General features: G+C 65.5%; 10 protein-coding genes. 9 read left to right on the plus strand and 1 reads right to left on the minus strand.

The genetic code is table 11. The annotated features are described in order from the left end of the window. The first annotated feature begins 11 nt into the window (after window positions 1–11). From B0I00_RS06250 to B0I00_RS06280, 7 genes are read left to right on the plus strand one after another with little or no spacing between them, the layout of a single operon-like run. A complete protein-coding gene (locus tag B0I00_RS06250; protein WP_157812483.1) occupies window positions 12–1,223 on the plus strand; it encodes a PstS family phosphate ABC transporter substrate-binding protein in 1,212 nt (403 codons plus the stop codon). Continuing rightward, window positions 1,220–2,428 (plus strand): PstS family phosphate ABC transporter substrate-binding protein, encoded by a 1,209-nt coding sequence (locus B0I00_RS06255; protein ID WP_198519158.1) that lies wholly within the window; start codon window positions 1,220–1,222, stop codon window positions 2,426–2,428. Before B0I00_RS06250 ends, B0I00_RS06255 begins: the two co-directional genes overlap by 4 nt. Further along, window positions 2,425–3,633: a PstS family phosphate ABC transporter substrate-binding protein gene (locus tag B0I00_RS06260; RefSeq protein WP_100866552.1), complete on the plus strand. Its 1,209-nt coding sequence runs from the start codon at window positions 2,425–2,427 to the stop codon at window positions 3,631–3,633. The genes B0I00_RS06255 and B0I00_RS06260 overlap by 4 nt, the downstream gene beginning before the upstream one ends. Next, entirely contained in the window at window positions 3,630–4,748 is a 1,119-nt protein-coding gene (locus B0I00_RS06265) for a PstS family phosphate ABC transporter substrate-binding protein (RefSeq protein WP_100866553.1), read from the plus strand. Before B0I00_RS06260 ends, B0I00_RS06265 begins: the two co-directional genes overlap by 4 nt. Beyond that, window positions 4,745–5,734, plus strand: coding sequence for a PstS family phosphate ABC transporter substrate-binding protein (locus B0I00_RS06270; protein ID WP_100866554.1), 990 nt, complete (start codon window positions 4,745–4,747; stop codon window positions 5,732–5,734). The genes B0I00_RS06265 and B0I00_RS06270 overlap by 4 nt, the downstream gene beginning before the upstream one ends. Next, window positions 5,731–6,810, plus strand: a complete 1,080-nt coding sequence (locus tag B0I00_RS06275) for a PstS family phosphate ABC transporter substrate-binding protein (protein ID WP_100866555.1) — start codon at window positions 5,731–5,733, stop codon at window positions 6,808–6,810. The genes B0I00_RS06270 and B0I00_RS06275 overlap by 4 nt, the downstream gene beginning before the upstream one ends. Before the next feature lie 50 nt (window positions 6,811–6,860). Next, on the plus strand, window positions 6,861–7,808 hold the full coding sequence (locus tag B0I00_RS06280; protein ID WP_198519159.1) for a PstS family phosphate ABC transporter substrate-binding protein: 948 nt from the start codon (window positions 6,861–6,863) through the stop codon (window positions 7,806–7,808). An 88-nt stretch (window positions 7,809–7,896) separates the two neighbouring features. Here B0I00_RS06280 and B0I00_RS06285 read toward each other — a convergent pair whose 3' ends face one another. Continuing rightward, on the minus strand, window positions 7,897–8,952 hold the full coding sequence (locus B0I00_RS06285) for a YncE family protein (protein WP_157812485.1): 1,056 nt from the start codon (window positions 8,950–8,952) through the stop codon (window positions 7,897–7,899). Window positions 8,953–9,127: 175 nt separating this feature from the next. Here B0I00_RS06285 and B0I00_RS06290 point away from each other — a divergent pair, with 175 nt between their 5' ends. After that, window positions 9,128–10,147: an efflux RND transporter periplasmic adaptor subunit gene (locus B0I00_RS06290; RefSeq protein WP_232730146.1), complete on the plus strand. Its 1,020-nt coding sequence runs from the start codon at window positions 9,128–9,130 to the stop codon at window positions 10,145–10,147. Beyond that, complete coding sequence (locus B0I00_RS06295; RefSeq protein WP_100866558.1) at window positions 10,144–13,245, plus strand: efflux RND transporter permease subunit; 3,102 nt, start codon at window positions 10,144–10,146, stop codon at window positions 13,243–13,245. Before B0I00_RS06290 ends, B0I00_RS06295 begins: the two co-directional genes overlap by 4 nt. Window positions 13,246–13,411 lie beyond the last annotated feature (166 nt).

Here is a 13,411-nt window from a genome sequence, read left to right on the forward strand (position 1 = left end):
GGAGAGATCGCGTGAAGAGCCTTGTCACCCTGGCTGCCCTTGCCATCGCCATGCCCGTGCTGGCGCAAACGGCTGCGCCCAAGCCACCGGCCGCCGCCGAAAAGGGTGATGGCTCGACCAACGCCAACCGCAGCATCTGGACGCTCGACGTCACCGGCTTTCGCAAGCAGAAGGCCACGCTCGGCGGCTACACCAAGAAGTGGGACCTGTCGGATCTGCCGTCCTACCAGCCCAAACGGAAAGTGTCCGGAACGCTCAGGATCTGGGGCAGCAACTATCTGAAGGACGGCCCGCTGGGCGAATACTGGGCAAGCGAGTTCCGCAAGTTCCACCCGGACATCACCATCGAATACAACCTGCCGACAGCGGGCATCGCGGTTCCGGGCGTCGCTGGCAAGGTCGCCGATCTCGGCGTCGGCCGGCCCGCAACGCTGATGGACCACCTGACCTTCGAACAGGTCTACAAGTACCCGATCACCGAAATCACGGCGGCGACGGGGTCCTACGACGTCTACGGCTGGTCGCCGGGCTTCGTGATCCTGGTCCACAAGGACAACCCCATCACCCGGATCAGCATGAAGCAGCTCGACGGCGTCTTCGGCACGGCGCGCAACGGCGGCTATGACGGCAGCACCTATCGCAACGACTATCCCTACAGGCGCGGCGCGGACGAGAATATCCGCACCTGGGGGCAGCTCGGCCTGACCGGCGAATGGGCCAACAGGCCGATCCACCCCTGCGGCCAGAGCCCGCGCGCGAACATCCAGGTTGTGTTCCAGAATCTGGTGCTGCGCGGCAGCGACCAGTGGGTCGAAGGTTATCAGGCCTTCGCCAACTACGCGACGCCGCAAGGAACGATCGCGTCGTGGAGCGGGCAAGTGAAGGAGTTCGCCGAGAACGATCCGCTGGCGATCTGCATCGCCTCGCCGCTGTCGCTTGGCGACAAGCTCAAGGAGCTACCAGTGCAGGGCTTCAACGGCGGGCCCTTCGTCGCCCGGACGCTCGAGTCGGTTCGTGACCGCAGCTATCCGCTGATCAACGAAATATTCTTCTACGCCAACAAGGCCCCGGGCCAGGCGATGGAGCCCAAGGTCGAGGAGTTCCTGCGCTTCGTCCTCAGCCGGCAGGGCCAGGACCAGGTCCAGCGCGAAGGGCGTTACACCCCGCTGACGGCCCAGGTCGTGCGCGACCAGCTTGCCAAGCTGGAACCGGACGCGAAATGATCCGCCTCTGCCTGATCTCGCTCGTTCTGTGCGCCGGAGCCGCTTCGGCACAGCCGCCGAAAGTCGGCTCGATGAACTCGCTCGACCTGCAGAACGCGCGGGCCGAAGCCCTGAAGACCAAGGGACAGCGGCGCGCCTATACGAAGGAGTTCGATCTTTCGGGTCTGCCCGAATACCGGCCCGCCGCGCCGATGCGCGGCGTGATCCGGCAATGGGGTTCGAACTACCTCGCCGACAGTCCCCTCGAAGGCTATTTCGAGGAGGCGTTCCGCAAATACCATCCTGAAGTGCGCTTCGAGAACAACCTGGCAAGCACCTTCATCGGCATGGCGGGGCTTTACACCGGGCAGGCCGACCTCGCGCCCATGGGACGCCGGCCCAGCTGGGAGGAACTGCAGGCCTACCAGCGGATGATGGGAACGCTGCCGGCCGAGATCATGATGGCGACAGGGTCGTTCGACGTCTCGGGCTGGTCCTTCGCGCTGGTCCCCTTCGTCCACAAGGACAATCCGATCCAGCGCCTGACGATCGAACAGCTCGACGGGATCTTCGGCGCCGAACGGCAGGGCGGCTGGAACCTCAACAGCTGGGATGCCTCGGTCGCCCGCGGTCCTGAAAAGAACATCCGCACCTGGGGCCAGCTCGGGCTCAAGGGTGAATGGGCCGACAAGCCGATCCGCGTCCTGGGCTACACGCTGAACTTCCACTTTCCCCGCGACTTCGCCGAAAAGGTCATGGGCGGCGGCTACAAGTGGAACGAGAAGCTGATCGAATACAGCAACAAGGTGCGCGAAGGCGAAGGCGATTTCGGCAAGCTCTGGAACGCGGGCGACCAGATGATGGACGATCTCGGCACCGACCGTTACGCCATCACCTACACGGCGATGCTTTATCGCGACAAACCGAACGTGAAGACGGTGCCGTTGGCCCGCACCGCAGCCGGACCCTACCTTATGCCGACTCTGGAAACGGTGCAGGCGCGAACCTATCCGCTGACCCGAGAGGTCTACTTCTACGCCAACCGCAAGCCGGGCGAACGCCTAGATCCGCTGGTGGCCGAGTACCTGCGCTTCGTGGTCAGCCGCGAAGGCCAGGCCCTGGTGATGAAGGACGGCAAGTATCTGCCGCTGACCGCAGCGGCGGCCCGCGCGCAGCTGGTCGAGATCGACAAGCTCGGTGCTGCGGCAACAGGAGAGGGCGGATGAGGCTGCCTGCACTACTGGCCATCGTTGTCATCGCGTCACCGGCAGTCGCGCAAGGCACGCCCGATCCGGCCCCGCCGACGACCCGCGACGCCGATGCCCTGTCGAAGGCCCGCGCAATCGGCACAAAGACGCGCAAGGTCCAGAAATTCTACGAACCGCAGTTCGATCTGTCGGGCCTGCCCGAATACCGGCCCTCGGCGCCGATGAAGGGCACGCTTCGGCAGTGGGGCAACAACTACATCAAGGATTCGGGCCTCTCCGACGTCTGGGAGGCGGGCTTCCGCAAGCATCATCCCGAGGTCCGGTTCGAGAACAACCTCTATTCCTCGGCGGTCGGCTTTCCGGGCCTGATCGCCAACGTGGCCGATCTGGCGCCGATGGGCCGACAAGCGCTGTGGGACGAACTCAAGGGCTTCGAACGCGAAGGCGCGGGCGGCGGTGACGACGGTTCTAGCACGACCGAGATCGTCGAGATCATCATGGCGACGGGCAGCTACAACGTGCGCGGCTGGACCTATGCACTTGGCGCCTTCGTCCACAAGGACAATCCGCTCAATGCGCTCTCGATCGAACAGCTCGACGGGATCTTCGGGGCGCCGCGCGATGGCGGCTGGGACGGGCTGACCTGGCGAACCGACTGGGCGCGCGGGCCGGAAAAGAACATCCGCACCTGGGGTCAGCTCGGGCTCAAAGGCGAATGGGCGGACAAGCCGATCACCGTCTATGGCTACAACGCGAAGTACCATTTCCAGGACGAGATCGACAAGAAGGTGCTGCGCGGCTCGTCGAAGTGGAACGAGAACATGCACGCCTTCTCGAACGTCGCAGGGCTGAAGCCCGACGGATCGCTAACTGCCGGGGGCGAACTGATCACCAACGCGCTGGCCGGCGACAAGTACGGCATCGCCTATACCGGCATTCCGTTCGCCAACCCCTCGGTCAAGATGGTTGCGCTCTCGCAGAACGGCGGCCAGCCGGTGCCCATGACGCTGAAGACCGTGCAGGACCGGACCTATCCCCTGATCCGCGACGTCTACTATTACCTCAAGAAGCAGCGCGGCAAGCCGATCGATCCCCTAAAGCGCGAGTTCCTGCGCTATGTCCTCAGCCGAGAAGGCCAGGCAGCCGTCCAGGCCGACGGCAAGTATCTGCCCCTGACCGCGCAGGCGGCGCGCGAACAGCTGGCCAAGCTCGACGCGATATGAGCGGTCCCGGCTGCCTGGCCCGGCGAAGCTTCATCGCGGCGGGCCTTGCCGCGTTTGCCGCGCCGGTGCGGGGGCAAAGGCTGACCCCGGCGGTCCAGACGATCGAACCCCGGCCGCAGCCCGCCGGCAGCGTTGCGGCGAGAGCCGCGGCGGCGATGCCGCGCTACCGGCCGCAAGAGCGGATCACCGGCGCGATCCGACTGTGGGGACATGGCAATCGCAAGTTGCCGTGGATGCATTACCTGGTCGACAAGTGGGCCGAGGGCTTCCAGCAGTTCCATTCGCAGGCGCGGCTGGTGCGCGCGCTTTACGGGACCTCTTCGGGCATTCCTGCGCTCTACAACGGGCTGGGCGACATAGCCCTGCTGGGCGAAGAGATACTTCCCGATGCGGCGCGCGCCTTCGAACGCGTCAAAGGCTATGCGCCGACCGGGATCGAGCTGATGACAGGCAGCGTCGACATCCGCAATTTCGACTACGCCCAGATGGTCTTCGTCCATCGCACCAATCCGTTGGTACGGATCTCGCTGGTCGAACTCGACGCCATCCTCGGGACCGAACACCGCCGCGGCACTCGCAACATCCGCCGCTGGGCGGAGCTCGGCCTCACCGGCGAATGGGCCGGGCGCGAGATCCAGCCCTACAGCTGGGCGATCGACGACAGTTTCGGCTTCTACCTTCGCAACGCGGTCTTGCTCGGCAGCCATCGCTGGAATCCCAGGCTCAAGGGCTACGCCCACATCAACAACCCGGACGGCACGATCTACGATCATGGCCAGCAGGTGCTTGACGCGCTTGCGCTCGACCCTGCGGGCATCGCGGTCTCGAACATCCGCTACGCCGGGCCGGACGTGAAGCCGCTGGCGCTGGCTCATACCCCGGCCGGCCCATTCGTTTCGGTCAGCGAAGCCACCCTAATCGATCAAAGCTACCCCTTGGCACGCACGCTCCCCGCGGTGATCGACCGTCGTCCCGACGGGCGCGTCGCTCCCCCCGCGCGCGAGTTCCTGCGCTTTGTGCTGAGCCGCGAAGGACAGGAGGCGATCAACAGCGATGGCCGATACCTGCCGTTGTCCCCGCCTTTCGCGGCCCGCCAGCGAAGGATCCTGGGATGAAGCGGTACGTGATCGCGGTCATGGCGGCTGTTGCCTTGGTGTTGCCAGCGGCGGCGGCGCAGGCCGAGCCGCTGGCGATACGCATCTGGGGGACGCCGGCCCTGCTCGGCGTTGCCGAGACCTGGGCGGAGGCCTACCGGCAGGACCATCCCGAGGTGCGGTTCGAATTCGCCATGCGTGGATCGGACAGCGCGATCCACGGCCTGGTTGGCGGCGTTGCCGACATTGCCCTGATGGGCCGTGAAAACGACGTGGTCGACGACAACGGCTTTTCCCGTCCCAAGCAATACCACGCCACGCGGATTGAAGTGGCAACCGGCAGCGTCGGCACGCCCGGCAAGTCCCACGCGATTGCCCTGCTGGTCCACCAGGGCAACCCTCTTGGCGAGATCAGCCTCGATCAGCTTGCCCGGATCATCGATTGCGGCGGACAGACGAACCCGGTGCGAAACTGGGGCGATCTGGGCCTGGGCGGCGCCTGGCAAGGCGCAGCGATCCGGGTGCACACCTTCGATATGGCGAGCCGAACGGGAATCTGGCTGCAGGACAAGGTCACGCAGGGCGATCGCCGCATGTGCTGGGATCGCATAGCCGAATATGGCGAGGCCTACCGTCTTGATGGAACGTTGGCGACGGCGGTCGACCGTGCAGCGCAAGGTGCGGCTGGCGACCCGCAGGCCCTGCTGATCGCCAATGCCGCCCAGGCGCGCGAAGGGTTCAAGCTGCTCAAGGTTTCGGCCGGCACCGGCGCGGCGCTCGCCCCCGATGCCGCCACGGTCGGATCGCGGCGCTATCCCCTGACCCGCAAGGTCTTCGCCTTCGTCGATCGCAAGCCGGGGCGGCCGCTTGCCCCCCATCTTGCCGGCTTCCTGCGCTACGTCCTGTCGCGCGGCGGCCAGGCCCTTCTCGAACGGGACGGGGACTATCTGCCTCTCGACGAGGCGACGGCGCGCGCGCAATTGGAAAGGCTGGAGGTGGCGCAGTGAACAGGCTTCTTGCCACGCTCGGTATCGGCTTCGCCGTCCTGTGCGCGCCAGCGGCGAAGGCGGAATCGACTCGCCACCTGCTGGGCGACGATCCGGCCCTGGCGTTTGTCGAGAGCCTCCCCGCATACCGCCCTGCCGAGACGGTCGAGGGCCGCCTGCGGATTTGGGGGCACGGCAGCTTCAAGCGCGACTTCATGGGCCAATTGCTGACGACCTGGATCGCCGAGTTCGCGCGCCACCAGCCGCGGGTGACGTTCGAGAACCGGATGTACGGCACGGCTTCGGCGATCGGGGCGCTCTATTCGGGAACCGGCGACATCGCGATCCTGGGCGAGGAGATCAGCCCGGCGGCCCTGCGGGCCTTTCGTCGCGCCAGGGGCTACGATCCGACCGGGATCGAGATCGCAACCGGCAGCGTCGATGTGAACTTCTACGACTATGCCCACATGATCTTTGTGCATCGCGACAACCCGCTGCCGGGGCTGACGCTGGCCCAGCTCGACGGGATATTCGGCCAGGACGCGCGCCGCAACGGAATGAACCTGCGGCGCTGGGACCAGCTGGGAATCCGGGGCGGTCTGACAGGGTCCGCCATCCAGCCCTATGGCTGGCGCACGGACGTCGACTTTGCCCTGTTCTTCCGCGAGCGCGTGCTTGAAGGCAGCCATCGCTGGAACGGGGCCATGCGCGAATACGAGCACACGACCCACCCCGACGGCACGTCCTACGATCACGGGCAGCGCATCGTCGACGCGCTGGCGGGCGACAGGGCCGGCATCGCAATCTCGAACGTGCGCTACGCCACGAAGGACGTCCGCGCGGTGCCGCTGGCCTGGACCGCGAAAGGGCCATTCGTTCACGCGACGCCGGCGACATTGATCGATCGCGCCTATCCGCTCGTCCGGATCATTCCGGCCTATGTCGATGTGCCGCCCGGCAAGCGCATGGACCCTGCCCAGCGCGAATTCCTGCGCTTCCTGCTGTCGCGTGAAGGGCAGAGAATTTTGATCGAGCACAGCGGCTATCTGCCGCTTGGCCAGAAATTCCTCGATCGTGAACGGGGCAAGCTGAAGTGAAGCGCCGGGACCTCATTGCGACAATGGTCGCCGCACCGCTGGCATGGCCGTTGACGGCACGATCCGCCGCGCTCCCACCGCCCCCGCACGGCCTTCCCGGCGTGCTGCGCATCGGCGGCACGCGGGCGTTGCAGCCGCTTCTTGCGATCTGGATTCGCGCCTTTGCCAAGGTCCGCCCGGACATTCGGGTGCTCAGCGATCTGGCGGGCAGCGACATCGCGATGGCCGGCCTCTATACCGCGACCTGCGATCTCGCGCTGATCGGGCGCGATGCGACAAAACCGGAAATCCAGGCCTTCGAATGGATCTACCGGTTCCGGCCGCAAGGCGTCCCGATAGCCAATGGCAGCGCGGCGACGCCCGGCATGTCCCCGGCGTTGGCGGTGATGGTCCACCAGAGCAACCCGCTGCAGCGGATCGGCATCGAGCCGCTGGGCGCCGTGTTCGGCGACAAGACGCCCAGGATCCGCACCTGGGGACAACTGGGCCTGACGGGGCGGTGGCGCGACCAGGCGATCAACCTTCTGGCGCCGGAAGCGGAAAGCGGCACAGGCCGCTTTTTCCGTTCGCGGCTTCTGGGAGATAGCAATCGGTTGGCGTGGGAACGGATGACCGAATTTCCTGTGCCACCGCGCCCGCAAGGCGCCGAAGCGGCGGCGACGCGACTGATGCATGCTGCGGTGCGGCGGGATCCCTTCGCGCTGGCCCTGGGGACAGCTCCCGGCAAGAGCAGCGCAGTTCGGACGGTTGCCGTGACGGATGCCGCGGGCAGGGACGTCTATCCTACTCCCGAGACGATCAAGGCCGGAGCCTACCCGCTTGGCCGCCTGGTCAACGCCTATTATGCCAAGTTGGGCGACGAGCCGCGCATCGAACCGGCGCGGGCTTTCCTGCGCTTCGTCCTTTCTGCTGAAGGGCAAGCGCTGGTTAACGCGCCGGATGCCTACCTGTCGCTTTCGTCCGGACAGGCCGCTGCGTCGCGCGCGGCAGTCGGTTAGACTAACGCCGCCTTGTCGGCGGCGGCGTGGTGTGACCCTGTTCCCGGACAAAAGGGCCCACTCCCGAAGGAGTGGACAGGGGTGGGAGTTAGTGCTGAAGATTGGGCTTGTAGGTCATGATGGTGAAGCTGTTCGGGTGGAACGTCGGCACCGAAACGCCCTTCGCATCGGGGGCCGGGAAGGTCGCATCGGCCGTAACCGTGAAAACGCGCCCACTGTGTTCGTCGATCTGCATCACCCGGGCCTGGGGACGGGTCTGGACGTTGCCCAGCAGGCGATAGCTGTCCGGTCCTGCCTGCTCGATGACCGACATCGAGGAATCGCCGCCATTGGTCGTGACGATCCGGTGGCGGATTTCGTCCACAGCCATGCCGTCGATGCCTTTGCCGATCGGGAGACGGGCCACTTCGGCACCGGTCTGGGCGTTGATCGCGAGGAACACCGGCTTGTCGCCGCGGCAGCCGATCAGGATGCGATCGGTATGGGCCTGGTATTCCACAGCCACGACCTGTTCGCAGGCGATCGGCCAACGGGCCTTTTCCGCCAGTGTCGTCGAATCGAGCTGCAGCAGGATGCCGTCGTAACGCGCCGGGGCGAAGAGGTTGCCCTTTCCGTCGGGTGAGGGATCATCCATCTTCTTGAACGGAAAGACTTTCGACCCCAGCAGTTCGCCGGTCGCCGCGTCGAGGGTGAACCAGGTGGCCTGGGCCGGACGCGAACCGACGACCGCGTGAATCCGCTTCGTGGCGGGATCGAAGACGACGCCGTTGAGGCCGCCGTCATTGGCCAGCGGCAGCCGCTTGATCACCTTGAGCGACTTCAATTCGAAGCTCAGCAGCGATCCGTCGGTCATCGCCACGTAGCCGCGATTGAACTGCGGCAAGAGCAGAGGGCCGTTTGCCCCCACCGAATTGGCCACCTGGCCGACCACGCGCTGCGAGTTCACGTCGAACACGGTCAGGCCGTCCTTGCGGCGGGCGATGAACAGGCGCGCGCTGTTCGGCTGTAGCTTGATGTAATCCCAGTCCGTGTCGGTGCTCGGCAGGGTAACCGTCTTGTCCAGCGTGTAGAGTGGATCCGCCGCGGCACCCGCGAGGACGACGACCGCGCAAAGCGACACGGTTTTCAATACAGTCTTAAGCAATTGAGCCTCCTGCTCCTCTTTCCCAATGGATCCGATTTGGCAGGCTATGCTGTCAGGGGCCTGTCGCATCGCCCCCGGCATTGGCGACGGGTGGCTGGGGGTTTGGCGCCGGCGGCCCGACGTCAGGTCCATGACAGGTTACTGTAGTCTATTCGCTGCCATGAAGATGTGGGGGATGATGCTTGCGTCGCTGGCAGCGGCGCTTACCGCGTGCAGCAGCGATCCCGTCCGCGAGAAGCGCGATGATCCCCTTGTTCACGCGGCCATGCCGACGCGGATGCAGTTCGTCGATCGGATCGACGCTGTCGGCACCGCACGGGCCAACGAGCAGGTGGTCCTTGCCTCTCCGGTCACCGCGCGGATCGTGCAGGTCAACTTTGCCGACGGGCAACCCGTGCGCAAGGGGCAGGTCATCGCCGTCCTGGCGCAAAGCCGGCAGATCGCGGACCGTGAGGGCGCCCGAGCCCAGGCGATCAACGCAAGGCAGCAGCTTGACCGGGTCGTTGCGCTCAAGGCCCACGGGTTCGTGACCAACGCGATTGTCGATGCCAAGGTCGCGGCACTGAACAGCGCGCGCGCCACTGTCGATGCGGCAAACGCCGCGATCGACGATCGCGTCATCCGCGCCCCGTTCTCGGGCCTGGCGTCGCTGCGCTCCATCTCGGCCGGCGCCGTTGTCAACCAGGGAACGCCAATCGTCACGATCAGCGATCCCTCGCGCATCAAGCTCGACTTTGCCGTCCCCGAAACGCTGATGGCCGCATTGAAGCCGGGCGTGCGCGTTGCCGCCCGTTCGGAGGCCTACCCCGGCATTACCTTCACCGGCGCGATCGAGGCGGTCGACGCCGTCATCGATCCGAGCACGCGCGCCGTGATGGCGCGGGCAATCCTGCCAAATGCCGGCGGCCCGCTGAAGCCGGGAATGCTGCTCAACGTCCAGATCGAGGTCGGCCAGCGCCAAGCCCTGGCCGTTCCCGAACTGGCCATCGTTACGGAGGGGTCCGACCAGTTCGTCTACGTGATCGACCGCGAAGGAAAGGCGCGCCGCCGCCCGGTCAAGATCGGCGCGCGCCAGGCTGACCAGGTCGAGGTGACCGAGGGGCTCCTGTCGACGGACCTGGTCATCGACAAGGGACTGGTCAAGGTCGGCCCGGGGATGAAGGTTCGCACAGAAGGCAAAGTGGCGGCACAGTGACTCTGTCCGACCTTTCGATCCGGCGACCGGTTCTTGCCGCGGTTGTGGCGATCCTGCTTTCGATTGCCGGCCTGGCCGCGTTCTTCGACCTGTCGGTCCGCGAGTATCCGAACATCGATCCGCCGGTCGTTTCGATCGAGACTTCCTATACCGGCGCCTCGGCATCGGTGATCGAAAGCCGGATAACACAGCTGCTCGAATCCCGGCTCTCAGGCATCGACGGCGTCGAGACCATCACCTCCAGTTCAAGCGACGGGTCATCGCGGATCAGCGTGGAATTCACCCCCGGCAGCGACATCGATGCCGCCGCAAACGACATCCGCGACCGCATCAGCAGCGCCGCAGAAAACCTTCCTGCCGAAGCCCAGCCGCCCGAAACGACGAAGATCGACGCCGACAATCAGCCAATCATGTTCTTCTCGGTCCGCGCTCCGGGCTGGTCGATCGAAAAGCTTGCCGACTTCGTCGATCGTGTCGTGCTCGAACGCCTTTCGACGATCAACGGGGTGGCCCGCGTGCAGATGCTGGGCGGGACCAAGCCGGCCATGCGGGTCTGGCTCGACGCCCGCCGCCTCGTCGCCTTCGGAATGACGCCGACCGACGTCGAGGTTGCCCTGCGCCGGCAGAACGTCGAATTGCCGGCCGGGCGAATCGAGGCCAAGAGCCAGAACGTGACAATGCGCATGGCGCGCAACTTCACCTCGCCCGAAGACTTCCGCGCGCTGGTCATAAGCAAGGGTGGCGACGGCTACCTCGTCCGGCTTGGTGACGTGGCGCGCGTCGAGATCGGCCCGGAAAGCTTCTACAACGGATTCCACTACAACGGCGAGCGCGCGGTCGGCCTGGGGATCACGAAGCAGTCGGACGCGAACACTCTCGACGTCGCAGCCCGGATGCGCGCCGCCGTCCGGCAGCTCAACACCGAACTCCCCGATGGTGTCCGGATCTACGCCGGCGGCGACAGCTCGCTGTTCATCGACCGCGCGATCAACAGCGTATGGCATGCGCTGATCGAGGCGGCCGTGCTGGTCGTGGCGGTCATCCTGCTGTTCCTGGGCAGCGTCCGGGCGACGATCATCCCGGCGCTCACGGTGCCGGTCTGCCTGTTGTGCGCCATGCTGGTCCTATGGCTGTGCGGGTATTCGATCAACCTTCTCACCCTGCTGGCACTGGTCCTGGCGATCGGGCTGGTGGTCGACGATGCAATCGTCGTGCTCGAAAACGTGCACCGGCGGATCGAACTGGGCGAATCACCCCTGGTTGCGGCGTTCCAAGGGTCGCGCCAGGTGGCCTTCGCGGTCCTGTCGACGACGCTGGTGGTCTGCGCGGTGTTCGTACCGATAATGTTTATTCCCGGGCAGGCCGGCCTGCTGTTCCGCGAACTGGCGGCCGCGATGATCGGGGCAATCGCTTTTTCGGGCTTCCTCGCCCTGACCCTGGCGCCAATGCTGTGCTCGAAGCTCCTTCGAAAGGAAAAGCCATCAAGGATCGCAGGCCGGATCGCGCAGGCGCTCGACCGCGTCGAGTCCGTCTATTCGGCAATGCTCGTCAAGGCGATGGCCAGGCCCCTCAGCGTGTTTGCGGCAGTCGTCGGCCTGATGGTCGCTGCGGGACTTGCGTGGACCACCATCGAAAGCGAACTTGCTCCGGGTGAAGATACCGGCATCGTCCAGGTCCGTCTTGCGACCATCGAAGGCACCGGCTTCGACCAGCTCGAAAAGGACGTCCGGACGGTGGAGAAGGGCGTTGCACCCTTGAAAGGGAAGGGCGCGGTGCGCGGCTGGAACGCGCGGTACGGCGGGAGCGACGATTTCAACACCGCCCAGCTCAATGTCTTCCTGAAGCCATGGGAGCAGCGCAGCGAAACCAGCGGCGAAATCGCCACGAAGGTGAACCGTGCAATCGCCGAGGTTCCCGGGGTGCGCGGCAACGCGTCGGTGCCTTCTGCGCTTGGGCGGGGACGGGGCGATCCAGTGGCGTTCGTGCTTGCCGGCAGCGATTATGCGCAGCTTGCCCTCGCGCGCGACCGGATCCTCGATGCAGCCCGTTCCTATCCGGGGCTGGTCAATCTCGATGCGGACTACGTCGAGACCAAGCCTCAGTTGCTGATCGACGTCGACAGCGCGCGCGCGGGGGATCTTGGCGTCTCGGTTTCCGAAATCGGCCAGGCCTTGCAGACCATGATGGGATCGCGGCGCGCCTCGTCGTTCGTGCAGAACGGCAAGGAATATTACGTCATCGTCCAGGCCGACCGGTTCGACCGGATGGACGAGCACAGTCTCGACACGGTTCATGTGCGCGCGCAGAGCGGAGCGTTGGTCCCCCTGTCCAGCCTGGTCCGCACCCGTTCGACGGCCTCCGCCAGCGAACTCGGGCGCTTCAACAAGATGCGGGCGATCACGCTGACAGCAGGGCTTGCGCCGGGCTATACGTTGGGAACTGCCCTCGGCTGGCTGGAGCAGCAGGCGAAGGCCAGCCCGGAAGTCCTCCAGGTCGGCTACCGCGGCGAAAGCCAGTCCTATCGCCAGACCGGCAGTTCGATCTGGCTGGTCTTCGGCCTGACCATAGTGATCGTCTATCTGCTGCTCGCGGCGCAGTTCGAAAGCTTCCTGCACCCGCTGATCGTAATAGCTACGGTTCCCATGGGCCTTGCCGGGGGGATCCTCGGCCTTGGGCTGACCGGTAACACCCTCAATCTCTACAGCCAGGTCGGGATCATCATGCTGGTCGGCCTCGCCGCCAAGAACGGCATCCTGATCGTGGAATTCGCCAACCAGCTGCGCGACGACGGTATGGACTTCGCCGAGGCTATTCATACTTCGGCCGTGCGCCGTCTGCGACCGATCCTGATGACTTCGCTCGCCACGGTCATGGGAGCGATGCCGCTCATGCTCGCCAGCGGAGCCGGCGCCCATGCGCGCCAGTCGATCGGGGCGGTCGTGGTGTTCGGTGTCTCGATCGCGACGATCGTCACCCTGTTCCTCATTCCGCTGCTGTACAGGCAGTTTTGCCGGCGCTCGCAATCGCCCCAGGCGGTGTCGCAGCAACTGTCCCGCGCGATCGCCCGACAGGACGCGCCCATCAACCTTGGCCTCTAGGATGCCTTCGTGTCCGCACCGATCGTGGGTGCGCGAAGTCGCTTGATCCAAATGCAGCCCGGCGACGAACCTTTTGGCTGGACTCAGAACGGCATAAGGCGCTCTCTGATCGAACGCTGCCCGGCGAGCATGACCGGCGGCACCGACGGTTATTTGATTCAGCGCA

This window comes from Novosphingobium kunmingense, from assembly GCF_002813245.1.
Classification (GTDB): Bacteria; Pseudomonadota; Alphaproteobacteria; order Sphingomonadales; family Sphingomonadaceae; genus Novosphingobium; species Novosphingobium kunmingense.